We start from the raw sequence: 25,605 nt of genomic DNA, 5'->3' as shown, positions 1-25,605 counted from the left end.
CCGCGGCAAGCAGGCGCAGCGCGCGAGCGCGGCAGGCAGGCGCGGCGCGCAGGCGGCCCAAAGAGCCCTCGTTGCGGCGTCGAATCGGGCCGCATCGGCGCAGCGCAGGAGCGACGCGACGCCCGGTCGCGGGCGACGGAGATCGCCGCCGCGATCGCTCATGCCGCCGCGGCCTTCACGTCGCTCCTCGCCTCGGTCTTGCCGCCCGGCGCTTCGCTCTGCAGCACCTCGGCGAGCAGCTTCCGGCCGCGGTGCAGGCGGCTCATGACGGTGCCGACCGGGACGCCCAGCCGCGTCGCTGCGTCCTTGTAAGACATCTCCTCGAGATCCACGAGCACCAGGGTGTCACGGAAGGTCGGCGGGAGCGTCGCGAGCGCGCGCCGCACGCCGGGCGAGAGGGCGTGCACGTCGGCGCAGCGCTCCGGCGCGGTCCACGCGCACGGGTCGCTCGCGAGCACGTCGAGGGCGTTGCGCTCGCGGCGGCTGCGGCGGCAGCGGGTGATGAAGACGCTGAAGAGGATCTGGTGCACCCACGCCCGCAGGTTGGTCCCGGGCTCGTAGCTCCCCGCAAACCGGATCGCGCGCTCCACCGTGTCCTGCACGAGGTCCTCGGCTGTCGCGGGCGTCCGGGAGAGCCGCAGCGCGCGGCCGAAGAGCTCCGGTGTCATTTCGACAAGGCCCCGGAGCAGCTCGTCGGCCGCTCCCCGCGAGCCCTCTCCTGGCGCCGTCCGCGCCGCGCCGAAGGACGGCCCGCGCCCGAGCGCGCGCACCGCGCCGGGCGACGGCGGCGCTGGGTTCGAGGACCGGGCGGGGGCATGAGCGGCGTGGACGAGCATGGCGGGACCTCCTGTCGTACCGGCACTGGCAAGGCAGGTGCCACCGCGCGGACCTCGCAAAGGCCGCGAATCACGCTGAACGGCGCGGGCGGAGACACGCGCGCGCGTGTCAAATCGACAGCAGGGAGAACGGGCGCGCCAGGGTGGCGAGCCGCCCCGCGGCGCGCCCGGCCCGGCGGCCCCACCCGCGCAGGCGCCGGGCGGGGCGTCCCGCGGAGCGGGCGCTCGCGTCACGTCGAGAGCGGGTCGCTCCCGGCGGCCAGCGCGGCGATCAGGCCCGGGACCAGCTCGGCGATCTCGCCCGCGAGCAGCCCCCGATCGCTGCCCGTCTGCGCGCGCCACACATCCCCGGCGAGCGCGTGGATCAGCACCCCGGCGCTCGCCGCGGCGGAAGGATCCATCGAGCACAGGAGGGCCGCGATCATCCCGGTCAGGACGTCGCCCGAGCCGGCGGTGGCGAGCGCGGGGTTGCCCGCCATGCAGATGAACATGCGGCCGTCCGGGAGCGCGATGACCGTGCGCGCCCCCTTCAGCACGACGATCGCCCGGGTGAGCGCCACGGCCTCGCGCACCGCGCCGAAGCGGTCCTCCTCGACGGCCCGAGCGCTGCGGCCCAGGAGCCGCCCGAGCTCGCCGGAGTGCGGCGTCATGATGAGGCTCCCGCGCGCGGTCGCGAGCGCCTCCGGGCGGCCCACGAAGTGCGTCAGGGCGTCCGCGTCGACGACCTTCAGGCCGTCCCAGCCGAGCACGACGTGATCCACCGCGGCCCGCGCCCGCTCGTCGAGGCCGAGGCCCGGGCCGATGGCGACCGCCCGCCGCCCGGCGAGCGCGCCGTCGAGCGACGCCGCGATGCGGGCCGGATCGATCGAGGTCGTCATCAGCTCCACGACGCGCGACTCCATTGCGCGCGCCGTGTCGGCCCAGGTGCAGATCGTCACGAGGCCCGCGCCCGTCCGCATCGCCGCGCGCGCGGTCAGCAGCGCGGCGCCGAGCTTGCCCGACGAGCCGGCGATGACGAGCACGTTGCCCGCCTGGTGCTTGTAGACGCTCGCCTCGCGCGGGCGCAGCGACGACCCGATCGTCTCCTTGCGGAGGACCTCCGCGACGTATCCCACCTGGGCGAGGATCGGCCGGTCCGGGACCCCGAGATCGACGACGTGGACGTTGCCCGCGAGCCGCGCGCCCTCGGGCGTGAGCAGGCCGATCTTGAGGTGGCCGAAGGTGACGGTCTCGTCGGCCTGCACCGCGGCGCCGAGCGGCGCGCCGCTGTCGGCGTCGAGGCCCGAAGGCACGTCGAGCGCGATGCAGAGGCAGGTCGCCGTGTTGAGGACGCCGATGACGTCGGCGAGGTGGCCCTCGATGGGGCGGTCCAGGCCCGTGCCGAAGATCGCGTCGACGACGAGGTCGGCCTCCGCGAGCGCGACCTCGAGCGGGGCGAGGGACGCGCCCGGGGGGAGCTCGGTCAGCGCGCCGCCGAGATCCACGTACGCGTCGTGGTTGATGCGGCTGTCGCCGGTGACCTTCTCGGACCGGGCGGCGAGGAAGACCTGGACCTCCGCGCCGCGGGCGAGGAGGTGGCGCGCCACGACGAAGCCGTCGCCGCCGTTGTTGCCAGCCCCGCAGACGACGACGACGCGCGCGTGGAGCGGGTACGTCGCGGGCTGCCCCGGGCTCGGGACGTGCCGCACGGGGAACGATCGGATGCGCGCGGCGCGGGCCTCCTCGGCGTCGCGACGGCCGTTCGGCGGCGGTGGGACGCTCCCGGGGCGGCCCCGGAGACCCGCCCCGCAGGGCAATGTCGCCGGCCAGAACGCCCGCGCGGGCGAGAGGCCGGACGCGGGCAGGTGCGGCGCGCGGTGCGCGGCGTCGCCGGGCTGCCCGGCGCTCCGCCCCTCGATGATCGCCGAGATCACGTCGGCGGCGCCGCGGCCGGCGTTCTCCATGAGGACAACGCCGGGGACGTGGCACTGGTGGATCGCGTGTTTGTCGAAGGCGCGCATCTGCGCGCGCGATAGGACCGGAATCACGAGCGCTCTTTCCCTTCGTCGTCCAGGCTGGATCGGCTCTCGCCGTCCTCGTCCGCTTCGGTCGGGGATCGGCTCTCGCCGTCCTCGTCCGCTTCGGTCGGGGATCGGCTCTCGCCGTCCCCTTCCAGGATAGCCACCGCCGCCGCCACGCCTGCGTCATGCGTGATCGACAGGTGGACACGCTGGACGCCCATGCGCTCGGCGAGCGCGCGCGCCGGCCCGTGGAGCGCCATCGTCGGCGGCATGCGCGGCGCACCGCGCACCTCCAGGTGGTGCCAGCCGACGCCCGGCGCGCCGGCCATCGCCTTCACCACGGCCTCCTTCGCGGCGAAGCGGCCCGCGAGGGCCGTCGCCCGGTCCACGCGGTGCGCGAGTGACCGGCGCTCCGGCTCGGACAGCACCCGCTCCCAGAACCGCTCTCCCCACCGCGCGAGCGCCTCCTCCATGCGTCCGATGCCGCACACGTCGATGCCGATGCCGAGGATCACGCGACCCCCTCGCTCGACCGAGCGTCCGGGCCGGCGGCCGGCGGTTGCACCGCGCCTCCGCAGGCGACGCTCGCCGCGATGCGATTGGCGGGACAGACAGACAGGGGGAACGCCATGCGGCGACTCTACTCTATTCGATGGCGACGCCCCCTGAAACGCGATCCGCGCCTCGCCCCGAGCGCGGAAGCGGAAGGACAAGCAGAAAGCGCCTCGACGGCGGCACGCGAGCGGGGAAGATGCCCGGCGCAAGGCGGCCGGCCGCGGCCTCGGGCGCAGCGACCGCGCGGCGAGCGCTGCCGTGGAGCGTCGCCCGCGCGCGCCGATCGCGGCTACCATGGTCGCGGCGCCAATGCAGACAGCCCTCGATCTGACGGTCATGCTCCCGCAGAGCGCCTACGATTACGGCGAGCGCTCGTCGGGCGAGGCCCACGGCGTGGTGCTGACCAAACCCCACGTCGTGAATCTCATCCTCGATCTCGCGGGCTACACCGCGGACCGGGATCTCGCGTCGCTGTCGCTGCTCGAGCCAGCCTGCGGCCACGGCGCGTTCCTTGTCCCCGCCGCCGAGCGGCTGATCCAGTCGGCGCGCCGCCACGATCGCGACCTCCTCGAGATCGAGCCGGCGATCCGGTCGTACGACGTCGAGCGAGATCACGTCGACCGCGCGCGCCTCGCGGTCGCCGGCGCACTCGCGCGGCTCGGGCTGCCGCACGCCGACGCGACGCGCCTCTCGGAGACCTGGATCGCCCACGGCGATTTCCTCCTCACCAGCCAGGGACGCCGGTTCGACGCGGTGGTCGGCAACCCGCCCTATGTCAGGATCGAACAGCTCTCACCCGAGCTCCAGGAGGAGTATCGACACCGGTACAGGTCGCTCTACGACCGCGCCGATCTCTACGTGGCGTTCATCGAGCGCGGCCTCGAGCTCCTCGCGCCCGGCGGGGTCCTCTCCTTCATCTGCGCCGACCGTTGGACCCTCAACCGGTACGGCGCGCCGCTCCGCCGGATGCTGTCGAGGTGGTTCCAGGTGCGGTGCTACGTCGATCTGCGGGGCGCCTCTCCCTTCGAGTCCGAGGTCGTCGCCTACCCGTCGATATTCGCCGTGTCGCCCGGCAAGACGGGGAGCGTCCCTGTCGCGACGCTGCGCACCGCCTCGCCGGAGGAGTGCGAGGCCGCCTCCGCCGCTCTTCAACGCGCGGAGGGGCGCGGTGAGGCGGGCGCGGCCGAGCGCTGCTCCGGCGTCGCCGTGTCGGAGTACGCTTCCTGGTTCGAGGGCGACGACCCGTGGGTGCTCGGCTCGCCAGAGCACCTCGAGGCCCTGCGCGCGCTCGAGGCGCGGTTCGCGCCCATCGAGGAGGTCGGCGGGACCCGCGTCGGCATCGGCGTCGCCACCGGGAGCGACAGGATCTACATCGTCGGCGAAGAGGTGGATATCGAGCGAGATCGCCTCGTACCGCTCGTCATGCGAGACGATATCGAGGACGGCCGCATCCGCGACGCGAGGCGGTTCGTCATCAATCCTTTCGGATCCGACGGCAAGGTGGTCAATCTAGAGGAGTACCCCAGGCTCTCCGGGTACCTGCACGCGCACGAGTCCGAGATCAGGAGGCGCTACATCGCCCGGCGGGGCGGCGCTGGCTGGTTCCGCACCATCGATCGCGTCTATCCGGGGCTGGCCGCCGCCCCGAAGCTGCTCGTCCCCGACATCGCGGGCTCCAACGAGGTGGTCTATGACGAGGGCAGGTTCTATCCGCACCATAATCTCTATTTCATCACCTCGGAGGGCTGGGACATGGAGGCCCTCGGCGGGCTGCTCGGCTCCAGGGTCGCCCTCTTCTTCGTGTGGTCCTATGCGGTCAAGATGCGCGGAGGCTACCTGCGCTTCCAGGCCCAGTACCTGCGGCGGATCCGCCTGCCGCCGCCGGAGAGCGTCGCGGACGAGCTGATGAGCGATCTCCGCAGCTCCTTCCAGCGGCGCGATTTCGACAGGCTCGACGAGCTCGCGCTGCGCGCCTACGGCATCGACGCGCTCCCCGGGTTCGGCTTCCTCGACACGCGGAGATAGCCCGCTATCCGGGCCCACGCGCGGCGTGATACCGTCGCGCTCTCACGGGGCGTTCGCGGGCGAGGGGACGAGCGATGACGGCCGAGAAGATCCAGTGCGCTAGCCGTATCGAGGGGGTCGTCGTGTACGCGCGCGGGGCGATCGTCACCCGCCGCGTCGAGCTCGCGGCGCCGCTCCCCCGGGAGGCGGTCGAGATCTCGGTGCCGGGGATCACGCCCCTCGCCGAGCCGGGGAGCTTCCGCGCGCTCATGGACGCCGCGGGCGGCGCCCCAGCGGGCGCGGCGGCGGGCTCCGGGCCCCCGCGCGACGTGCGCGACGTGATCGGCGTGCGCGCGCGGCTCGTCGTGCCCCCGGCGCCCGTCTCGAGGACGGCGCTCTCCGCCGAGCTCCGCGAGCTCGAGCTCGCGATCGCGCGCCTGTCGGCGGAGCGTGACCACCTCCGCCTCTGGCGCGACCAGCTCGGCGCCGTCTCGCTCGATCCGGAGCTCGCGCGGCGCTTCCGGCCTGGCGACCCGGCGGCCCGCATCCGCGACGCGCTCGCGGTGAGCCGCCTGCTCTCGGACGAGCTCGCCGCGCTCGACGCCCGCGCCGCCGCGCTCGACGCGGAGCTCGAGCGCGCCCGGAAGGAGCTCCTGGCCGCCCAGCTCGACGCCGCCCAGGCCACGAGCGGCGAGGTCGAGGAGCGCGACCCGGCGCGCCTCGACGTCGTCGTGCGGCTCGCGCCGGAGCGCGACGGCGCGGCCGGGGAGCCGGCGCTCCGGCTCGAGTACGCCGTGTTCGCCGCGCGCTGGTGGCCCGCCTACGCGGCGCGGTTCTCGCGCGGCGCGACCGAGGTCGCCTTGCAGCTCGACGCCCTCGTCGCGCAGGCCTCCGGCGAGGACTGGAAGGACGTGCGCCTCGCGCTCTCCACCGCCGATCTCGTGCAGGACACGCGGCTGCCGGAGCTCGCCTCGCTGCGGCTCAGCCGCGCGCAGCGCCCCCCGCGCCGCGGCTACCGTCCCGCGCCCGAGGGGCTCGACGCCATGTTCGAGGGGTTCGACCGCTTCGTCGCCGCCCTCCCCGAGCCGGCCGCGCAGACCACCGCCGCGCCTGGAAAGCTCCCGCGCACGCGTGGGGGCGACGAGACCGCGCGGAAGCCGGTCAGCCCGGAGCCCCTCGCGGCGATGACGAGGCTCGCGCCGCCTGCGCCGTCCGGCGCGGGCGCGCTGCCGCCCCCGGTGCAGGCCGCCGCGCCGATGGCGTTCGCCCCACCGCCCCCAATGCCGGCGGCCGCGCCGATGCCGCTCGCCGCGCCGGCGCGCAAGTCGCGCGGGCTGTCGCTCCCGTCGTTCGGCGGCGGCTACGGGGCGCCGCCCCCGCCGCCGGCTCCCCAGGCGAGCGCGCCCCCGATCCCCCGGAGCGCCCTCGGCTCCGCGGCGAGCGCCGAGGTCACGGCCAGCCTTGAAGAGGAATGGCTCGCTCCCGAGCAGGCGCTGGACGGCGGCGCGGGCCCTGCGCCGCTCGAGCCCGCGCAGGTCGAGGAGTGGCTCGACTTCGACGCGCTGCACCTCCCGGGAGCGGGCAAGCAGCGCGGCCGGCTCGCGCGCGACGAGCCCGGGCCGTCGAGGGGCGCCGCGCGGCGGGCGGAGCAGGACATCGCGGACCTCGGCGCCCCGCCGCGGGCCGTGGATCCGCGCGACTCGCGCGGGCAGTTCGATCACCTTTACGTCGGCGAGAGCGCCGCCGACGTGCCGTCGAACGGCAGGCTCCACCGCGTCGCGCTGGGCGCCGCGCGCGCCCCCGCCGCGCCCCGGTTCGTGACCGCGCCCCGCGAGGCCGCCGAGGTCTACCGCGAGGCGCGCGTCGAGAACCCGTTCGACGCCCCGCTGCTCGCGGGGCCGGTCGAGATCTTCGTCGACGGCGCCCTCGCGGCGCAATCCTCGCTCGGGCGCGTGGACCGGGGCGGCCTCCTCCGCGCTGGCCTCGGCGTCGAGGAGCGGATCCGGGTCGCCAGGAACGCGCGCGTGGACGAGTCGAGCGCCGGCCTGCTCGGCGGCTCGCTCGCCGTCGAGCACGCGGTCGTCGTCGACCTCTCCTCGTCGCTCGGGATGGGCGTCGAGGTCGAGGTCCTCGACCGCATCCCGGTGACGGACGACAAGGACGTCGAGATCAAGCTCCTCTCGTCGCAGCCGAAGGCCGAGCCGTACACCCAGGAGGAGCTCGGCGAGCCGGTGCGCGGCGGGCTGCGCTGGCGCGTCCCGATCGCGCCAGGCGGCAAGGCCTCCGTCGCCTTCACCTACCGCGTGGTGTTCTCGTCCAAGAACGAGATCGTCGGCGGTAACCGTCGAGAATAACAAAGGAAACGAGCGCACCATGGCAACGGATGCGAGCGGTTCGGACCGGTCTGGGCGGAGCGCCAGCGGAGGCGGAGGGAGCGAAGCGAGCGGCGGGCACGAAGGCGCCCGCGCGCCGCACCCGAGCGTGGCGCGCGCGGTGACGCTGTTCGAGGATCGCGCCGAGGTCGCGCGCGCTGCGCGCGTCGAGGTCCAGGCCGGGGCGCAGTGGATCGCGATCGGCGGCGTCTCGGTGTTCGTCGACGAGCGCACCGTGCAGGCGCGCGTCGCGGGCGCGGACGCGGTCCGGGTGACGGCGGCGCGCGTACGGTGGAGGGCGCACAGGGAGGCGGCGCTCGGTCGCGAGGCGATCGACGCGCTGGAGCGCGAGGAGCGCGAGGCGTCGCTGCGGGCCGGCGCCGCGGAGCGCGCGCGGGACCGGGCGTCGCGCCGCGAGGCCCACCTCGACCAGCTGCTCGCGAAGTGGGCGCGGGCGATGAGCGAGGTCCCGAAGGACGCCGGCGAGCCCGAGCGCCTCGCCTCGTGGCGCGGCGGCGCCGAGGCGCTGCACGCGGCGCTCGCCGAGGCGCTCGGCGCATCGGCCGACGCGCGCGCGGCGCGGGCGCGCGCCGAGGAGGACGCGCGGCGCGCCGCGACGCGGCTGCGCGAGGGGTCGGTCGAGCAACCGCGCTACGAAGCGGTGATCGAGGTCGAGGTGCACGCCCCCGCGCCGCAGCCCGTCGATATCGAGCTGACGTACCGCGTCGCGTGCGCGATCTGGCGCCCCGAGCACCTGGCGCGGCTCGCTGCGGGCGCCGCGGGCGCGAGCGCGGGCGGCGCGGCGGCGCAGGGGCCGGGCGGCTCGATCGAGCTCACCACCTGGGCGGCGGCGTGGCAGGCGACGGGCGAGGTCTGGGAGAACGTCACCGCGCGCTTCTCGACCGCGCGGCCGTCGAGGAGCGCCGAGGCGCCGCTGCTCGAGGACGACGTGCTCCGTGCGCGTCGCAAGACGGAGATCGAGCGCCGCCGCGTGATCGTCGAGGCGCGCGACCAGGCGATCGCCGCGGCCGGGCTCGACCGCGGGGCGCGGGCCGTCGACGAGATGCCAGGCGTGGACGACGGCGGCGAGCCGCTGATCTTCGAGGCGGCGGAGCCGGTGACCCTCGCCTCCGACGGCCGCCCGACGCGCATCGAGATCGCACGGCGCTCGCTCCCCGCAGAGCTCGCGCTGGTGCTGTACCCCGAGGTCCACCCCGCCGCTCACCTGCGCGCCACGGTGACGCTGGACGGCGGCGGCGCCGGTGGACGGCCGCGCCCGCTGCTGGCAGGCCCGGTGCGCATCGCGCGGGGCGGCAGCCTCATCGGCCGCGCCCGGCTCGATTTCGTGGGCGCCGGCGAGCCGTTCGAGCTCGGCTTCGGCGTGGACGACGCCGTGCGCGTGCGGCGCACCGTCGACGAGGAGCAGGACACCGCGGCGATCACGGGGAGCCGCAAGATCCGCCGGCGAGTGAAGCTCTCCGTGTCGAACCTCTCCGGCAACGTGAAGCGCGTGCTGGTCACCGAGCGGATCCCTGTCAGCGAGGTGGCCGAGGTCGAGGTCGCGCTCGGCGAGGCCCCCGGCTGGACGCTGGACGAGAAGGACGGATTTCTCCGTGGCCATGTCGAGCTGCCTCCGAAGGGGTTGAAGACGATGTCGTTCAGCTACGAGCTCCGCGCCGCCGCGAGCGTGGTGTTGCCCTTCTGAAGCCAGGAAACGCAGAGAACGGGAACGGGGAAGGAGAGAAGCTGGGAAGCTGAGAGTCCGACGGCCGCCGTCGCACGGTTTGCGCGGAGCGCCGTTGACAGGACGCGGTGCGCTTCTGTAACGGTTCGATCTCTCAGCGGCTTCACTCGTGAAGGAGGAGGATCGCCATGAGGCAGCAGCTCGACGGGGCCGTGGTGCTGACCGCAGCCGACGAAGATGTGATGGAGTATTTGCCCAACCGAGGCGTCTTCATGGCGCAGCTGCTGGGAAGAGATCGCGGGCACGCCTTCGGCTTCTACAGGGGCACGATGGCGCCCGGCTGCGAGATCTCGCGCGAGCTCCACACGGAGACCACCGAGACCATCTACATCCTGGCCGGGCACGCGCTCGGCATCGTCGGCGACCGCGAGGTGCCCCTCGGTCCCGGCCAGATGATGCACGTCGAGACGAACGTACACCACGGGCTGCGCAACACGGGCGCCGGTCCGCTCGAGTTCCTCGTCATCGGCCATCCCGATTTCTGATCGCGCGGTCCGCTCCTTGAGGTGCGCTGCGGCCCTCCGGTTCGCCTCCAGCGCGCTCGCCGTGGCGGCGCTGCTCGGCGCTCGAGAGGCGCGCGCCGAGCCGTCTGCAGCGGCGCGAGCCGAGCTGTCCGCGGCGCCGTCCGGCGCGGCGACACGGGGAGCCGGCGACATCACCGCTCTCCATTCCGGGGCGTTGGCGCCGAGCGCGCCGCGCCGGGCCGCGCCGGAGCGGCCCTCGCGCGCGCGGCCCGAGGTCGCGTGGGATCCGGCCTGGCCGCGCTTCCGCGTGAGCGAATACGTGGCCACGGGGCTCCTGGCCGCGACCGCCTTCGGCACGCTCGCCATCCCGCCGTCGGAGGGCCGGTGGACGACCGTGAACGGCTTCGACGGCTCGGCGCGCGACGCCCTGCGCATACGGAGCGATCGCCAGCGCGAGATGGCGCGGGACGCGAGCGATCTCCTGCTCACGCTGATGACCAACCACCTCGCGGTGGACGCCTTGCTCGTGACCTGGTGGGGGCACGGCCGCGGCAGCGTCGCCTGGGAGATCGCGATGATCGACGTCGAGGCGCTCGCGCTGAACGCGGCCCTGAACGGCGTCATCGCGGGGCTGACGAGCCGCGAGCGCCCCTACCGCGGCGGGTGCGCCGGGCCGCAGGAGCAGCAGGACCTCGACTGCCGCGGGAGCAAGCGGTACCGGAGCTTCTTCAGCGGCCACAGCTCGACCGCGTTCACTGCAGCGGGGCTCGTGTGCTCGCACCACGCGAACCTGCCCCTGTACGGCGGAGGCGCCCCCGACGCGCTCGCGTGCGCCGCGTCGCTCGGGACGGCGGCGGCCGTGGCGACGCTCCGGGTCGTCTCCGACCAGCACTTCGCGACCGACGCGCTCACGGGCGCGGCGGTCGGCGCCCTGACCGGCCTCGGGCTCCCGTGGCTCCTGCACTACCGCGGCGGCGCCCCCGCCTCGGGCGCGCCGCGCGGGGACGGCGTCGCGCTCAGCTTCGTGCCCGCGCCGCTCGGCGGGTACCTGGTGGGCAGGTTCTAGCGATGGCGCTCCGCCGCGCGCTGGCCGTCGCCGCGGCGCTCGCCGCGCTCACCCTGCTGCCCCGCGGGGCCGGCGCCCAGGATCCGGCCGATCTGCCGTCGACCGCCGGCGAGCCGCCGCCGGTGCCCTCGGGCATCGACCTCCTGCAGAAGCGCTCGTACTGGGCGCGGAGCGCGGCCGCGCGCCCGTTCCTCTCCGCGCTGATGGATCTCGGCGTGATCTATTTCCGGCCGAGCCTCGCCCTCGGCGTGGGCAAGCCGCACTGGTCCTGGCTCGGGATCGAGGCCTACGCGAGCGTGTCGCCGAGCGGCGGCGCGGAGTACCTGGGCCTCCGCGCCGCGCTGCCCAGCGTCGAGATCCGCGGCGGCGCGCGATACGCCTTCTCGACGAGCCAGTATTTCCTCGAGCCTCGAGCGTCGTACACGCGCAGGGACACCGAGCTCATGCAGGGCCCCCCTTCGCGGTACGTCGCGGGGGAGATCGAGGTGTCGGGCTCGATACCCTTGCTCGGAGGCAGCCTGTTCGGCGTCGCGACCGGCTATGCGGTGCTGGGGACGCCGCGGGGGTTCTACCTTTACGAGGAGGCGCTCCACGCGGTGATGAAGCCGCCGTACCTCTACCGGGCCCGGCTCGGCTACATGGCGGAGATGGACCGGTTCGGCGAGCTCCGCCTGGGCGCCGCCGCCGAGGTGCTCGGCAACCCTGGCCGCGACAGCCTCGTCGTGCGCATTGGCCCCGTGCTGGCCGTGTCGTTGACGCACCACCTGGACGCGGTGGGGACGGTGATGGTGGTGGCGGCGACGCCCGATCGGCTCGGCCTGCTGGGCGCGGATCTCGGCCAGCTCGGCCTTCGGTACCGGTGGGCGACCGGCGATCGCTGGCCGGAGTTCCCGTGACGCATGCGCCTCCCGCGACGCGTGGTAAGCGTCCCTGGATGAACAAGCTCATTTCCCTGACGTTCCTCGCCGCGGCCCTCGCGGCGTGCACCCAGCCAGGCGAGGCGAGCGCGCCCGCGGCCACCGGCGCCGCCGCGCCGCAGCCCGCCAAGGCCGACGCCCCGAAGGCGAAGGCCGCGGACGCGCCGGCGGCTCAGGCGAAGGCGGCCCAGGCCAAGATCGGGCAGCCCGCGCCCGATTTCACGCTGCCGGACCTCGACGGCAAGCCCGTCAAGCTGGCCGATCACAAGGGCAAGACGGTCGTCCTCGAGTGGTTCAACCCGGGTTGCCCGTTCGTGCAGCTCGCGCACCGCCAAGGCGGCCTGAAGGACGTGCCGGCGCAGCACGCCCAGAAGGGGGTCGTGTGGCTCGCCATCAACTCGGGCGCCCCGGGCAAGCAGGGCACCACCAAGGAAGAGAACGTGAAGGCAAAGGGCGAGTTCGGGATGAGCTACCCCGTCCTCATCGACGAGAAGGGCGATGTCGGGCGCGCCTACGGCGCCCAGCGCACACCGCACATGGTCGTCATCGATCCGCAGGGTACGGTCGTCTACGCCGGCGCCATCGACAGCACGAAGGGCGGTGAGCCCGAGCCGGGCGAGCAGGTCACGAACTACGTCGATGCCGCGCTGGCCGAGCTCGCCGCCGGCAAGGCGATCTCCACGAAAGAGACCGAGGCGTTCGGCTGCACCGTCAAGTACTGAGCAGCCCGCCGGCGGGCGCTCGAGCAGCGGAGCAGCTGAACCCACCCACCTCGGCGTCATGTCGCGCGCCCCACAAATGGCGTCGCGGACGGCGTCCCGGGCTCCGGGGATAGGCCCCGTCCGGGGTGTTGACATGGACGTAAACTCAGGTTTACCGTTGGGTGACAGTTCTGTCATATCGCTCGTAGCTCACGCCTGAAGCGAGACGCTCACTGGCAAGCGGCCAGGCGGTCCGGGATGATGGCGATTCGAGGCCATGCGCTGGGGGGGCTCCACCTTCGCTGTTGAAAAGGGTCCGAGTCATGAGCCGAATGGGAGGAGCGGGCCCGGAGAGCGCGGACGCCGCGTGGTCGGCGAACGAGGAGCCCACGTCCCGCCCCGTCGCGATCGCGCCCCAGAGCAGGCCGCCCCGCTCCGCCCCGCCGGGGAGCTCGGGCGCCGCGCAGGAAACGGTGTTCATGTGCGTCGAGCCGCCCTCGTCGCACGTGCCGAGCAGGTTTCCCATCCGCAACTGGGATCGGTATGAGTGCGAGTCGCTCCTCGGGAAAGGGGGAATGGGCACGGTCTACAAGGCCAGGGACCCCCGACTCCACAGGTACGTGGCGCTCAAGCTGATACGGGGCAACGATCCGGAGCTCGCCCAGCGCTTCATCTGGGAAGCGCGGGCCCAGGCCCGGGTCGAGCACCCGAACATCTGCAAGGTGTACGAGGTGGGCGAGGCGCAGGGCCAGCCGTTCATCGCCATGCAGTACATCGACGGCCAGCCGCTCCACCGGGTGGCGCAGCAGATGTCCCTCGAGCAGCGGGTGAAGATCGTGGCCGACGTCGCGGACGGCCTGCACGCCGCCCACCGGCTCGGGCTGATTCACCGCGATATCAAGCCGGCGAACATCCTGGTGGAGCGGACGGCCGACGGCGCCTTCCGCCCTTACCTCCTCGATTTCGGGCTCGCGAGGGACACCGCGGCGGACGCCCGGGCGACGACGAGCGGCGAGGGGACGCCGGCGTACATGGCGCCCGAGCAGGTGTCCGGGGGCCAGCGCCAGCTCGACCGCCGCACGGACGTCTACTGCCTCGGCTCCACGCTCTACGAGGTCCTCGCCGGGCGCCCGCCGTACGTCGACCCGTCAGTGACGAGCCTCATCGCCCGCGTGGCGCGCGAGCTGCCGGCGCCGGTGCGGAAGATCGACAAGCGGATCCCCGTCGATCTCGAGACCATCGTGATGAAGTGCCTCGAGAAGGAGCCCCAGCGGCGGTACGACTCCGCGAAGATGCTCGCGCTCGATCTCGAGCGCTACCTCGAGGGGGAGCCGATCCACGCGCGGCCGATGGGCATCGGCTACCGCGCGCTGAAGCGCGCCAGGAAGCACAGGCTCGCTGTCGCGGCGGCCGCCGTGGCGCTCGTCGTGCTCGCGCTCTCGGGCGCCGTCGCCCTCCGCGCGAAGCTCGCCGCCGCGCGGCAGGCCGAGCTCGCCGCGCGCGTGGCGTCCCTGGCCGAGGGCTTCGGTCAGGACGTCAAGGAGATGGAGCTGTTCATGCGCTACGCCTACGCGCTCCCCCTCCACGAGGTGTCGCGGGAGAAGGAGGTCATCCGGGCGCGCATGGGCGAGATCGACCGGAAGATGCAGGGCATGCGCGAGACGACGGGCGATCTCGTCGAGGGCCCCGGCCGCTACGCGCTCGGGCGCGGGCACCTCGCGCTGCACGAGCCCGAGGAGGCGCTCGCGCACCTCGAGGCGGCGCTCGCGAGCGGGTATGCCACGCGCGACGTGAAATTCGCGGCGGGCCTCGTGCACGGCATGCTCTACCTGAAGGGGCTCGATCGGGCGCGGCGCCTCGCCGACAAGGGGGAGCGGTCCGCGCACCAGCTCGAGCTCGAGGAGCGGCACAAGCAGCCGGCGATCAGGTACCTGAGGGACAGCGTGCGATCGGCCGCGGAGCCGCCGTCGTACGCCGTGGCGCTCATCGCGCTCTACGAGGGGCGGTTCGACGAGGCGCTCACCGAAGCGCGGCTGGCGTTCGCGCGATCCCCCTGGGAATACGAGGCGAAGAAGCTGGAGGGCGACATCCTGCTCGCGAAGGGCACGGCGGCGCGCGACCTCGGGGAGCACGCGGCGGCGCTCGTCGAGTTCTGGGAGGCCGTCGCCTCGTACAAGGCCGCGGCGGAGATGGCCGAGAGCGATCCCGACGTCCACGAGGCGACCGCGCGCGCCCTGAGCGAGATCATGCTGATCGAGGCGCAGCGCGGCGGAGACGCGCAGGAGGTCGTCGCGCAGATCATCGCCCGGTGCGACAGGGCGCTCCAGGCCAACCCGCGGGCGAGCGGCGCGCTCGCCAAGAAGGCCTGGGCGCTCGTGCACCGCGCGAGGCGCGACCTGTCGCGCGGCTCGGACCCGAGGTCGGACCTCGTCGAGGCGGTCGCGGCCAGCGAGCAAGCGGTCCAGGGCGACCCGTCGGACGCGACCGCGTACGGCGCGATGGGGGCGAGCTTCTTCCTCCTCGCGTCGCACGAGAGCTCCGTGGGGCTCGACGCGTGGCCCTCGCTCGGCCGCGCGGTCGACAGCGCGCAGCGATCGCTCGCCCTCGACCCGAACTCGTTCTGGGCGTGGAACGACGCCGCGATCGCCTACGGCATGATGGCCGAGTACGCCGCGTCCCGCGGCGCCGATCCCCTCTCCCTCTTCGAGATCGGCGCGTCGTACGCCGAGCGGGCGATCGAGATCGCGCCGAACGACATGCCGCCGCTCCTCAACCAGGGCTGGCTCTACGCGCGGCGCGCGCAGTACGAGCTCGACCACGGCGCGTCGCCCGAGGAGTCGCTCGACGTGGCCAAGGACAGCCTCGAGGCGGCGCTCCGGCGGCGCCCGGACAGCTACCGCGCCTACAACAACCTGGCCCTGACCTACCTGATCCAGGGCCGGCACCAGCGGCTCACCGGCGAGAGCCCGGAGGTCTCGCTCGCGCGGTCGCTCGAGGCGTACGGCGCGGCGGCGGATCTCAACCCGGACGATCTCGAGGCGCAGCAGGGCGCGGGCCTCGCGCGCATCGAGGCGGCGCACTGGGCGCTCCTCCGGGGGGAGGATCCGACGGCCGCGCTCCGCGCCGCGAGGGGCGCGATCGAGCCCATCGTGGCCGCGAGGCCGCAGAACGCCGGGGCGCTCCTCGCGCTCGGGCACATCGAGCTGCTCTCGGCGCGGTGGGCCGCGTCGCGCGGCAGGAGCCCCGCGCCGGCGCTCGACGCCGCGGAGCGGTCGCTGCTCCGCGCCCACGAGGCGAACGGGGGCAACCCGAGGATCTTCGGCACCCTGGCCGAGGTCCACAGGCAGCGCGCCGCCCTGACCGGGCCGGGGCTCCTCGACGTGCGCTCGGAGATCGAGGCGGGGCTCGCGCTGATCGATCGCACGCTGGCCATCGACCCGGGCTTCCCGCTGGCGAGCGCCAGGAAGGGCGCGCTGCTCCTCCTGAAGGCAAAGGCAGAGCGCGAGCGGGCGGCGCGCCTGGAGCTGGCCCGGCGCGCAGGAGCCCTGCTCGATCAGGCGCTCCGCGGCAACCCGCTGCTCACGCGCGAGTACGCGCCGCTCCTCGACGAGGCGGGGAAGGTCGCCGCGGCGAGCCCTCCTTAGCCCCAGATCCCCGCAGCACCCCTACCGGCGCCTGGGCCGCGTCAGCCTGGCCATCGCCTCGTCGTGAGCCCACTTGACGCGCATGAACTCGCCGGCGTCGCCGCCGCGATCGGGGTGCGTGACGAGCGCGAGCCGGCGGAACGCCTGGCGGATCTCGTCCGCGCTCGCGGCCTCCGCCAGTCCGAGCACCGCGAACGGCGACGCGCCGCGCGCGGACGCAGGCCGCGACGGCGCGCGCCTCGACGGCCCGGGTGGCGGCGGGGGCGCCTCCCGCCGCGCGCGCGGCTTGGGCCACGGGGGCTCGCCGCGCAGGATGCGCGTCCAGGCCGTCGCCCACGCCGGCTCGATCTCGACGAGCGGGCGCCCGGCCGCGCGCTCGGCCTGCGCCCGCGCCTCCTCGACGGTCCGCGCGCCGCCCTGGCTCGCGTCCGGAGGGCGGAACGGCTCGCGCGCCGGCTCGGCCGTCCACCATGCGGCCCACAGGAAGCGGCGGCGGCGGGTCGGGGTCACCGCGTAGACACCGCGGAGCGGGAGCGTCATCGGGGCCGGGCCTTCAGAAGATCTCGGGGCACCACGGGGCGCGCGCGGCGCGGAACAGGCTGTCCGCGCGCTCGACGGCGCCTCCGGAGAGCTCCTCGACCTGGCCCGCGTCGGCCATGCAACGGAAGGAGACGCCGCCGAGGTACGCCGAGCCGAGCGCCGTGATGTCGAGGCGGAGGTCCGGCGCCGCCGTGGTCCGCGTCGCGCGCCGCTCGCCCCCGTGCAGCCGGAACCGGCCCGCGTTCGAGGGGCAATCGCGGTCGGTGATCTCGAGCGTGAGCGCCTCGCCGCTGCCGTAGGCGCGCGCCGCGAGCGCGGCCTCGACGTCCACGATGCGCACCCACAGCCCGTCGCTCGCCGTGAGGCGCAGCCGCCGCGGCTCGACGAGGAGCATGCCGAGGGGATGATCGGGCGGCAGGAGGCTCGCCTCGATCCGCTGCGCCAGATCGATGTCGAAGAGGTACCGCCAGACGAGCCTGGTCCCGAGCGGCGAGGCGCCGATCGCCTCGATGACGCGGACCGAGCCGATCGGGATCGTGGACGCGTCCCACCGGTGATGCACGCAGTACAGCGCGTAGGCCTCGGCGCGCCCGTCGACCTCGATCACGACGCGCTGGAGCTGGCCGCCCCCCTGGCGGATGAAGTCGTTGTCGCTCAGCCGCCGGCCCCGCCACCACGGCTCCGAGCGCGCCAGCATCCCGGGGACGAGCGGGCGGGCGCGCTCCCAGACCGGCGCGAACGCCTCGAGCGCCTCGGCTTCCCCGAGCAGCCGCGCCCGGCCCTCCGCGCTCGCCTCCCCACGGAACGCGCTGCGATCGCGCTCGATCGAGATGGAGCACGCCTGCGACGCGAGGCCGTAGCCGAAGCGGCCGTAGATGGAGCCCTCCGTGGCCCAGAGAGCGGAGATCGGCTGCCCCGCGGCCCGCGCCTCGTCGAGGTGCCGCCGGACGAGGCGCGTGAGGATGCCGCGGCGGCGGTGCGTCGGCATGACCGCGACCGCCGTGAGCCCGGCAGCCGGGACGGCGCCGCCCGGCGTGGTCATCGTGAGCGAGAACGTGCCGGCGGCGCCGACGAGCGACTCGCCGTCGTACGCGCCGAGGCGCAAGGTGAACTCCTGGAGCCGCTTCGTCCCCTCCATGCGCTCGGGGTTCAGGAGCGCGCCGAAGGCGGTGAGGATCGGATGGACGAACTCGCCGTACCGCTCGATGCCCAGCTGCCGGAGCTCGATGTTCATCAGGCTACGATAGCAGTCGCGCCGGCGCCCTCGCTTGGCGCCCCTACGCGCTCAGCCGATCGCGCTCCCTCGCCGCCGCCCGCCGGATGCGCGTCTTCAGCCAGGCCTCGATGAGCGGCCACACCGTGAGCGGCGCGTCCCGGCCGACGACGATGTCGAGGTGGCCGCGCGGGAACGCGCGGTACGTCTTGTCCGAGGAGCGGCTGAAGTCGTAGGCCGGCTTCACCGACGCCGGCGGCGCGAGGTCGTCGTGCGTGCCCGCGATGACCAGCAGCGGCAGGTCGAGGTGCTCGAAGCGCTCGGCGTAGCCGAAGAGGCTCCCCATGTGGTGGCCGCTCTTCCGCGACGCCGCCGCGTCGAGGAACATGTTCCGGAGCACCGTGATGCTGCCGCTGTCCATCGCCAGCGACATGTGCTGCGTGAGCACCCGCGTCTCCATCGAGCCGGGCACGAACCCCCGGATCGGCAGCGGAAAGATCGGGCTCTCGACGAACGCCCGCACGAACCGGAACGGCTCGCCCCACGCCGACAGCGGGAGCGCCCCCTGCCCGAGCGGGACGCGCCGGTCGACCGTCAGCATCAGCCGGCCGAGCAGCGCGAGCGACCGCGACCCGTGCGTGAACAGGTACGGGCTCCCGAGCGTGACGATCCCGCCGACCGCGTCCCCCATCGTCGGCGCCGTCGCGTAGCTGACGAGCCCGCCGAGCGAGTGGCCGATCAGGTACACAGGCCGCGGGCCCGAGATGCGCCGGATCTCCTCGATCGCCGCCGGCACGTCCTCGCGCACGAAATCGGTCACGTGGGCCGGCCGCCGCGCCCCGAGGTGCCGCGACCGCCCGTGCCCCCGCAGGTCCAGGTTGAAGACGTCGAAGCCCGCACGCGCCAGGTAGTTGGAAAAGCTCCGCGACGGCAGGTGCCAGATGTACCGGTTCTGGCCGTACCCGTGGATCAACAGCACGCTCGCCACCGTGCTCCGGAGCCGCGCGCTCCGCTTGCGGATCATCGCCAGCGGCACGTCCCGCTCCACCGGCTCCGCGTCCTCCACCCCCGGCGCACGCGCCCCCTCGATCCCGCGGCTCGCCGGCGGGGACTCGTGCGCGGTGCTCCGGACCCGCACCACCACGAGCTCCTTGATGAACCTGTCCCGCTCGTCGCGGTCGACCGTCTGCTCGACCTGGGCCTGATGCAGGATCATCCTTTCCGTCTATTGCGGATTATTTTGCTGTGCGCAACCTCGTTTGGCCCGCCGGGGATGCCGCCGCCGTAGGGCCTTTGCCGCGCCAACATCGCACGGCCACCCACGCTGATCACGAGCAGGCGCGCTCTGGCGCGCCGTCGTGGAAAAAGCTCCGCCGTGGGCGGTCCGCGGGCGTCACACGGCGCTGCGTCTCGTGTACCCTCCCCTCGCTGGTGCCCGGTCCACCGGGGCGCGCGGAGAACCCGAGGCTGGCCTCGGCGCGCCCGTTCCGTGGGCGCCGGAGCCCGGCCCTGAACTTACGCATCGCTAGGTGACCTACAATGTACCACGTGAAGATGGGTCGGCAGCTCGCGGTCGGGGTGCACACCAGGGCCGCCGCGCTCGCCGCGCTGCTCGGCGCCGTGTGCTTCTCGTCGAGCGCCAGCGCGCAGCCCAAGAAGGACGACGCCGAAGGCAAACAGGACGACTCCGCTGCTGCCGAGAAGCAGGCCACGGACGAGAAGGCGCAGGACGACAAGGCGCCCGGCGAGAAGGAAAAGCCGCAGGAAGCGCCCCCCGAGGCCGCGGATGACAACGCCCCGTTCGAGAGGGAGGGCAAGACCTATCGGTTCGCCGGGCTCCGGTTCCGGAACCTCATTGTGCCGAAGGCGATGATCAACCTCTTCGCGGACGGCGGGGCGTCCGTGAACGTGTTCACGTTCGGCCCGGAGCTCGCCACACGCAGGGACGGGCTCGAGATCGATCTGGCGATCTCCTACGCGGACTACTCGATGGATCCCTTCCTCTTCAAGGGGAAGAACGACGGCAACGACGCCTGGGAGATGGTCTCGAGCGACATGAAGCTCGTCTACTTCACGACCGATCTCCTCTACGAGATCCCGCTCGATAAGGAGAAGGGCCGCTTCTCCCTGCTCATCGGCGGCGGCGTCGGGCTCGGCGTCGTCTTCGGCAACCTCTACCGCGCGCAGGCGTACCCGAACAACCCGTCGCGCCTCGACCCCGACGACGTGGGCTCGTGGAGCAAGTGCGCCGGCCCGACCGGCGGCTTCTGCGACGGCTCCAACGACCATTTCGGCAACTACGACGAGCCGAGCTGGATCAACGGAGGATCCAAGCCGTCGGTGTTCCCATGGATCTCGTTCCCGCAGCTCAGCTTCCGGTACAAGCCGATCAAGCAGCTGCAGACGCGGCTCGACGCCGGCTTCTCCATCACAGGGTTGTTTTTCGGGCTGTCCGCGGGGTATGGCCTCTGATCGAGGGATGAGGTGACGTCGCGTCCGCTGTTTCCCCCGCGCTATGAGCCGATCGGGGCGCTCGGAAAGGGCGGTGGTGGCGAGGTGTGGGCGGTGCGCGACCGCCTCACCGGCAAGACGGTCGCGCTGAAGACGCTCGGCGAGGAGGCGGACGAGCCGGAGGTGCTCGCGCTCGTCCGCGAGGCGGCGGCGCTGTCGGGCGTCGAGGGCCTCGGCGTGCCGCGCGTGCTCCGCTTCGGCCGGCTGCCGGCGTCAGGGCGGCCGTTCATGGTGCGCGAGCTCGTCGAGGGGACGAGCCTCGCCGATCTGCTCGCGCGCAAGGGCGACCTGGCCAGGAACCTCGCGGCCATCGCCGACGCGGCCGATCAGCTGACGCGCCTGCACCGCGCGCTCCTGCTGCACGGCGACGTGAAGCCCGCGAACATCATCGTCGGCGAGGGCGGCCGCGCGACGCTCGTCGACCTCGGCCTCGCCGCGCCGTTCCGCGACGACGGCTCGCGGCCCCTGGGCCTCACGCCCCGCTACGCCGCGCCGGAGCTCTTCCAGGGCGACGCGCTCACCGTCCGCGCCGAGGTGTTCGCGCTCGGCGCGACGCTCGCCGAGGCCCTCCGCGACAGCGGGGGCGATCGCGATCCGAAGGTCGTCGAGGCGCTCCAGGGGGTCGTCGACCGGGCGACCGCCAAGGACCCGAACGCGCGCTACCCGAGCGCGGACGAGCTCGCGAACGCGCTCCGGCGCGCGGCGCGGCTCCCCTCCGGGCCGGGCGAGGAGGCCGGGAGGCCGGGCGAGGCGGGGGCGAGGCCCGACGCGGACGCGGGCGCCGTGGTCTGGCCCATCGTCGGGCTGGACGCGCCCTCCACGCGGCTGCTCGCGCAGATCATGGCGCTGCCCGCGGGCGGCGGGCTCTCGATCGACGGCCCGCGCTCTTCCGGGCGGAGCGCGCTGCTCCGGCGCATCGCGTGGTCGCTCGAGGTGGGCGGGTACGCCGTCGCGTGGGTCGAGGCGGCCCGCGTGGCAGACCCGCGCGAGGCGCTCTCGATCGAGCTGTCGGAGCACGATCTCGGCCGGGTGACGGCGCTCGTCGACGACGCCGACCGGCTCGGCGACGCGGCGCTCGAGCGCCTCGACGAGGTGCGGAAGGCCGGCGGCAAGCTCGTGTTCGTGCTCGGGGATCCATCGGAGGGCGGCGCGGGCCGGGCGCCAGGCGCGCCTCGCGCGGCGCGCGGCGCGCCCGTTGACGACGCGCCTTCCCCCGCGCGCCTGGGCCGCGGGTTCGAGCGCTTCGAGATGGCGCCGCTCGACGAGCAGGTCGCCCGCGAGCTCGTGCAGCGCACCATCCCGTCGCTGAGCGACGCGGTGGCGGCGCACGTCGTCTCCCGCGCGGGGCGGTGGCCCGGGCGCATCCGCGAGATCGTCGCGCGCATCGCGCGCGCGCCCGTCGCGTCGACCGAGGACGTCGATCGGCTGCTCGACGCGCCCCCGACGAGCGCGGTGGCGTCCGGGCCGGGCGGCGCGGGCGCCGAGGGGGCGGCGCTGCCGCCGGCGGAGATCCACCGGCTGCTCGACCGCGGCCACTTCGACGCGGCCGCAGAGGCGCTCGGGCGGCACGTGGGCGACGGCTCGCCCGCCGCGGTGCCCACCTTGACCATCGCGCGCGCGCGGCTCGCCATGAACCGCGGCGACACGGCGAGGGCGCTCGCCGAGCTCGGGCGCGTGAAGGACCAGGTCGAGGCCTCGCGCGATCACGCGCTGGCGGCGTTCTGGTCGCTGCAGATGGCCCGCGCGCTCGTGCGCGCCGGCGACTACGGCGAGGCGGAGCGCCGCGCCGGCGAGGCCGTGGAGCGCGTGGGCCCGCTCAAGATCGAGGCGGAGCTCACCGGCGCGCCGCGCTCCGAGGTCGCGACGGCCGCCGCGTTCGGCGCGTCGCCCGAGGCGATCGTCGCCGAGGCGGTGGCGACGCGCGGGCTCGCGCAGAGCTTCGCCTCGCGGCACGAGGACGCGAAGCGCACGCTGGAGCACGCGGTCCGGCTCGCGCGGCTCACGGGAGAGCCGCGCATCCTGTCGGTCGCGCTCGTGTCGCTCGCCTTCGCGCTCCAGCGGGACGACCGCCTCAGCGAGGCGAAGGTGGTCTACGAGGAGGCGCTCACGGCCGCGGAGCAGGCAGGCGACGCGGGCACGCTCGCGACGACCCGCCTGAACCTCGCCGCGCTCACGAAGCTCCAGGGCGACCTCGGCGCGGCCATCCGCCACCTCGAGGCCGCCGTCGATCTGGGCCGGCGCTCCGGCCGCGTCGCGACGATCCGCCAGGCGCTCCTCAACCTCGCGAACCTCGACCTCTACCTCGGGCGGCTCGCGCGGGCCCGGGTGTCGCTCGACGCGCTCGCCGCCCAGCGCGCGGATCTCGCGCCGCAGCAGCAGGCGCAGCTGCTCGCGCTCGAGGCGGAGCACGCGGCGCGCTCGGGCGATCTCGAGCAGGCCGAGCGGCTCTGCCTCGAGTGCGCCGAGGCGTACGAGGCGATGGGCCGGCGCATCGACGGGGTCGAGGCGCGGCTCGAGCGCGTGCTCTTCGCGGTGGCGCGCGCCGGCGCGGATCCGCGCGCCCTCGGCGAGGAGATCGACGTGGCGTCGGAGCGCCTGGGGACGACCGGCGCCCACCGCGCCCTGCTCGCGCTGGCCCGCGGCCGCGTCGCGGCGCTCGCGCGCGACGAGTGGCGGGCCCGGTCGGCGTACGACGAGGCGCTCGACGCGGCGCGCGCCGCGGGCCAGCGCGACTGGATCTGGCGCTCGCTGGAGGCGCGGGCGCAGCTCGAGACGGAGCGGGGGCACCTCATCCGGGCGCGCCACGACCGCGAGGAGGCGCTGATCACGCTGGAGGAGATCGCCTCGAAGCTGCCGCGCGACCTCCGGGAAGTGTTCTGGAACGACGCCCGGCGCAAGGAGATCCGGGCGGCCGCGATGCTCGAGCTGATGAGCAGCCGCACGGTGCCGTTCACCCAGCAGAGCGCGGGCGCGCAGGCCGGCGCGGCGCCCCCGCAGGGCGAGGACCGGCTGGCGCGGGTCCTCGAGATCAACCGCGAGATCGCGGGCGAGCACGATCTCACGCGCCTGCTCGCGAAGGTGACCGATCATGCGATCGCGCTCCTCCAGGCGGAGCGCGGGTTCATCATCCTGCAGCGGCCGCCGCGCGACGAGCTGCAGCAGGCTGCGGGCGAAGGCGCTGTCGATCTCTCGATCCACGCCTCGCGCGACCAGGCGGGGGACGACCCGCACGCGCGCTTCTCCAGCTCGATCGCCGAGCGGGTGATCTCCACGGGCGAGTCGGTCGTGACCGCGAGCGCGCGGGACGACGCGCGCATGAGCGATTACGTCTCGGTGCACCAGCTCATGCTGCAGTCGGTCGCGTGCGTGCCGATCCGGCAGCGGAGCGGGCAGGTGATCGGCGCGCTGTACCTGGAGACCCGGCTGAGCGCGGCGGCGAAGTTCGAGGTGGAGCTCCCGACGCTGACGGCGCTGGCCGATCAGGTCGCGATCGCCATCGAGACGGCGCGGCTCGTGAGCGAGAACGAGCGCCGCGCCCGCGAGCTCGAGCGCGCGAACGAGGAGCTGCGCGCGGCGCGCGCCAAGCTGGAGGAGCTCCTCGGCCACCGCACCGCGCAGCTGGCCGCGACGCGGCGGGATCTGCGCTCGGCGCGCGCGGTAATCCGCGGCCATTTCGGCTACGAGGGCCTTGTCGGCACGAGCGAGGCGATGCGCCGCGTGTACGCGCTCATCGACCGGGTGAAGGACACGGACATCCCGATCCTGATCACGGGCGAGAGCGGGACGGGCAAGGAGGTCGTCGCCAGGACGATCCACAACGCGAGCCCGCGGGCGAAGAAGCCGTTCGTCGGCGTCAACTGCGGCGCGATCCCGGAGCACCTGCTGGAGAGCGAGCTCTTCGGGCATGTCCGCGGCGCGTTCACGGGCGCCGACCGCGACCGGAAGGGGCTCTTCCGGGAGGTGACCGGCGGCACCATCCTGCTCGACGAGATCGGGGAGATGCCGCAGAAGATGCAGGCCGGGCTGCTGCGCGTGCTGCAGGAGAAGGTCGTCCGTCCGGTCGGCGGCGCGCGCGAGGAGCCTGTCGACGCGCGGGTCATCGCGGCGACGCACCGGGACCTCGCCGACATGGTCTCGAGGGGCACGTTCCGCGAGGATCTCTACTACCGGCTGCACGTCGTCGAGGTGCGGGTGCCGTCGCTGCGCCAGCGGATCGAGGACATCCCGCTGCTCATCGACTACTTCCTCGGGATCTTCGCCGCGCGCTACGGCCGCGATCGCCGCAGCGTGTCCCGCGCCGCGCTGAAGCGGCTGTCGGCGTACACCTGGCCCGGGAACGTGCGGCAGCTCGAGAACGTGCTGCTCAACGCGTGGGTCCTGTCGGATCGCCCCGAGCTGGAGAGCGAGGACTTCGAGCTCCCCGACGCGGCGCCTCGGTCGCTGCGGGGCTCGCTCGACAGCGGCGCCGCGCCCCCGCCGCGAGCGCCCGCCGGCGGCGGGGCGCCCGCGAGCGCGGGCCGGGCACCGCCGTCGAGCGATCCGCGCCGCCTCGAGACGTCGCTGGACGCGCACAAGGCGAGCGAGCGGGAGCGGATCCTTGTCGCGCTCTCGAGCTGTAACTGGAACCGGGTGAAGGCGGCGCAGGTCGTGGGCCTGCCGCGCCGGACGTTCTACCGGCGCCTCAAGGAGTACGGGATCCAGTGAGCGATCGTTCGAACCTCGCCGCCTCCATCGACGGCGCGCCCCTCGCCGACGAGGAGGCGCGCGATCTCTGGACGCGGTTCAGCCGGTACATGGATGAGCACCGCGGCGACATGGCGGGCTTCGCGCGGGAGAACGGCTACGTGAGCGTGACGCCGACCTTCGAGCGCGGGCGAGCGCTGCTCGTCGTCCGGACGACGGAGGCGCCGCCGGAGAAGCCGGCCCAGCGCCCCGGTGGAGAGAAGCCGCCCCCGCGCCCCGGCGGCGAGAAGCCGGCGCCGCGCCGCGGAGGCAGCGGCAAGCCGGCGCGCGGCAGGCGGCGGCGCTGAGCGCTCAC

The 25,605-nt window shown here is 74.2% G+C and carries 17 protein-coding genes; 11 read left to right on the top strand and 6 right to left on the bottom strand.

The features are described 5' to 3' along the window. Positions 1 to 158 precede the first annotated feature (158 nt). The 3 genes from WMF14_RS01690 to acpS form a co-directional block, all read right to left on the bottom strand. Entirely contained in the window at positions 159 to 836 is a 678-nt protein-coding gene (locus tag WMF14_RS01690) for an RNA polymerase sigma factor (RefSeq protein WP_437798449.1), read from the bottom strand. Positions 837 to 1,066: 230 nt separating this feature from the next. Then, a complete protein-coding gene (locus WMF14_RS01685) occupies positions 1,067 to 2,863 on the bottom strand; it encodes an NAD(P)H-hydrate dehydratase (RefSeq protein ID WP_437798448.1) in 1,797 nt (598 codons plus the stop codon). Further along, on the bottom strand, positions 2,860 to 3,351 hold the full coding sequence (acpS, locus tag WMF14_RS01680) for a holo-ACP synthase (RefSeq protein WP_437798447.1): 492 nt from the start codon (positions 3,349 to 3,351) through the stop codon (positions 2,860 to 2,862). Before acpS ends, WMF14_RS01685 begins: the two co-directional genes overlap by 4 nt. Before the next feature lie 349 nt (positions 3,352 to 3,700). Here acpS and WMF14_RS01675 point away from each other — a divergent pair, with 349 nt between their 5' ends. From WMF14_RS01675 to WMF14_RS01640, 8 genes are all read left to right on the top strand, one after another. Next, positions 3,701 to 5,416: an Eco57I restriction-modification methylase domain-containing protein gene (locus tag WMF14_RS01675; RefSeq protein WP_437798446.1), complete on the top strand. Its 1,716-nt coding sequence runs from the start codon at positions 3,701 to 3,703 to the stop codon at positions 5,414 to 5,416. 74 nt (positions 5,417 to 5,490) lie between these two features. Then, a complete protein-coding gene (locus WMF14_RS01670; RefSeq protein WP_437798445.1) occupies positions 5,491 to 7,749 on the top strand; it encodes a DUF4139 domain-containing protein in 2,259 nt (752 codons plus the stop codon). Between the two features lie 19 nt (positions 7,750 to 7,768). Next, positions 7,769 to 9,472, top strand: a complete 1,704-nt coding sequence (locus WMF14_RS01665; protein WP_437798444.1) for a DUF4139 domain-containing protein — start codon at positions 7,769 to 7,771, stop codon at positions 9,470 to 9,472. 167 nt (positions 9,473 to 9,639) lie between these two features. Next, positions 9,640 to 9,996 (top strand): cupin domain-containing protein, encoded by a 357-nt coding sequence (locus tag WMF14_RS01660; RefSeq protein WP_272097429.1) that lies wholly within the window; start codon positions 9,640 to 9,642, stop codon positions 9,994 to 9,996. A 16-nt stretch (positions 9,997 to 10,012) separates the two neighbouring features. Then, the gene (locus WMF14_RS01655; protein ID WP_437798443.1) at positions 10,013 to 11,041 is read left to right on the top strand and encodes a phosphatase PAP2 family protein; all 1,029 of its coding nucleotides are present in this window, start codon (positions 10,013 to 10,015) and stop codon (positions 11,039 to 11,041) included. Between the two features lie 2 nt (positions 11,042 to 11,043). Continuing rightward, a complete protein-coding gene (locus WMF14_RS01650) occupies positions 11,044 to 11,937 on the top strand; it encodes a hypothetical protein (protein ID WP_437798441.1) in 894 nt (297 codons plus the stop codon). Positions 11,938 to 11,975: 38 nt separating this feature from the next. Next, the gene (locus WMF14_RS01645) at positions 11,976 to 12,680 is read left to right on the top strand and encodes a thioredoxin family protein (protein ID WP_272097426.1); all 705 of its coding nucleotides are present in this window, start codon (positions 11,976 to 11,978) and stop codon (positions 12,678 to 12,680) included. 302 nt (positions 12,681 to 12,982) lie between these two features. Further along, on the top strand, positions 12,983 to 16,303 hold the full coding sequence (locus tag WMF14_RS01640; RefSeq protein WP_437798440.1) for a protein kinase domain-containing protein: 3,321 nt from the start codon (positions 12,983 to 12,985) through the stop codon (positions 16,301 to 16,303). Between the two features lie 21 nt (positions 16,304 to 16,324). Here the strand turns inward: WMF14_RS01640 and WMF14_RS01635 are convergent, their stop codons facing one another. Genes WMF14_RS01635 through WMF14_RS01625 form a run of 3 tightly spaced genes read right to left on the bottom strand, consistent with a single transcriptional unit; the run spans position 16,325 to position 19,272 of the window. Continuing rightward, positions 16,325 to 16,843 (bottom strand): J domain-containing protein, encoded by a 519-nt coding sequence (locus tag WMF14_RS01635; RefSeq protein WP_272097424.1) that lies wholly within the window; start codon positions 16,841 to 16,843, stop codon positions 16,325 to 16,327. Between the two features lie 13 nt (positions 16,844 to 16,856). Then, complete coding sequence (locus WMF14_RS01630) at positions 16,857 to 18,077, bottom strand: GNAT family N-acetyltransferase (protein WP_272097423.1); 1,221 nt, start codon at positions 18,075 to 18,077, stop codon at positions 16,857 to 16,859. Positions 18,078 to 18,120: 43 nt separating this feature from the next. Continuing rightward, positions 18,121 to 19,272 carry an alpha/beta fold hydrolase gene (locus tag WMF14_RS01625; protein WP_272097422.1) on the bottom strand — a complete coding sequence of 384 codons (1,152 nt, stop codon included), beginning with the start codon at positions 19,270 to 19,272 and terminating at the stop codon, positions 18,121 to 18,123. Positions 19,273 to 19,595: 323 nt separating this feature from the next. Between WMF14_RS01625 and WMF14_RS01620 the strand changes: the two genes are divergently transcribed. The 3 genes from WMF14_RS01620 to WMF14_RS01610 are packed head-to-tail and all read left to right on the top strand — an operon-like array spanning position 19,596 to position 25,597. Further along, positions 19,596 to 20,528: a hypothetical protein gene (locus WMF14_RS01620; protein WP_437798439.1), complete on the top strand. Its 933-nt coding sequence runs from the start codon at positions 19,596 to 19,598 to the stop codon at positions 20,526 to 20,528. A gap of 12 nt (positions 20,529 to 20,540) precedes the next feature. After that, positions 20,541 to 25,271, top strand: coding sequence for a sigma 54-interacting transcriptional regulator (locus WMF14_RS01615; RefSeq protein ID WP_437798438.1), 4,731 nt, complete (start codon positions 20,541 to 20,543; stop codon positions 25,269 to 25,271). Continuing rightward, positions 25,268 to 25,597, top strand: a complete 330-nt coding sequence (locus WMF14_RS01610; RefSeq protein ID WP_437798436.1) for a hypothetical protein — start codon at positions 25,268 to 25,270, stop codon at positions 25,595 to 25,597. The genes WMF14_RS01615 and WMF14_RS01610 overlap by 4 nt, the downstream gene beginning before the upstream one ends. The last annotated feature ends 8 nt before the right edge of the window (positions 25,598 to 25,605 follow it).

Source organism: Sorangium sp. So ce693, assembly GCF_051521375.1.
GTDB classification, from domain to species: Bacteria; Myxococcota_A; Polyangia; order Polyangiales; family Polyangiaceae; genus Sorangium; species Sorangium atrum.
Note: the sequence above shows the minus strand (reverse complement) of the source record. Positions and strands in the feature narration are given on the sequence as shown.

Bases quoted from the DNA above. Each gene is read 5' to 3' on its own strand.
- WMF14_RS01690 (WP_437798449.1), bottom strand. From the start codon at position 836: ATGCTCGTCCACGCCGCTCATGCCCCCGCCCGGTCCTCGAACCCAGCG.
- WMF14_RS01675 (WP_437798446.1), top strand. From the start codon at position 3,701: ATGCAGACAGCCCTCGATCTGACGGTCATGCTCCCGCAGAGCGCCTAC.
- WMF14_RS01670 (WP_437798445.1), top strand. From the start codon at position 5,491: ATGACGGCCGAGAAGATCCAGTGCGCTAGCCGTATCGAGGGGGTCGTC.
- WMF14_RS01665 (WP_437798444.1), top strand. From the start codon at position 7,769: ATGGCAACGGATGCGAGCGGTTCGGACCGGTCTGGGCGGAGCGCCAGC.
- WMF14_RS01660 (WP_272097429.1), top strand. From the start codon at position 9,640: ATGAGGCAGCAGCTCGACGGGGCCGTGGTGCTGACCGCAGCCGACGAA.
- WMF14_RS01650 (WP_437798441.1), top strand. From the start codon at position 11,044: ATGGCGCTCCGCCGCGCGCTGGCCGTCGCCGCGGCGCTCGCCGCGCTC.
- WMF14_RS01645 (WP_272097426.1), top strand. From the start codon at position 11,976: ATGAACAAGCTCATTTCCCTGACGTTCCTCGCCGCGGCCCTCGCGGCG.
- WMF14_RS01640 (WP_437798440.1), top strand. From the start codon at position 12,983: ATGAGCCGAATGGGAGGAGCGGGCCCGGAGAGCGCGGACGCCGCGTGG.
- WMF14_RS01635 (WP_272097424.1), bottom strand. From the start codon at position 16,843: ATGACGCTCCCGCTCCGCGGTGTCTACGCGGTGACCCCGACCCGCCGC.
- WMF14_RS01630 (WP_272097423.1), bottom strand. From the start codon at position 18,077: ATGAACATCGAGCTCCGGCAGCTGGGCATCGAGCGGTACGGCGAGTTC.
- WMF14_RS01625 (WP_272097422.1), bottom strand. From the start codon at position 19,272: ATGATCCTGCATCAGGCCCAGGTCGAGCAGACGGTCGACCGCGACGAG.
- WMF14_RS01620 (WP_437798439.1), top strand. From the start codon at position 19,596: ATGTACCACGTGAAGATGGGTCGGCAGCTCGCGGTCGGGGTGCACACC.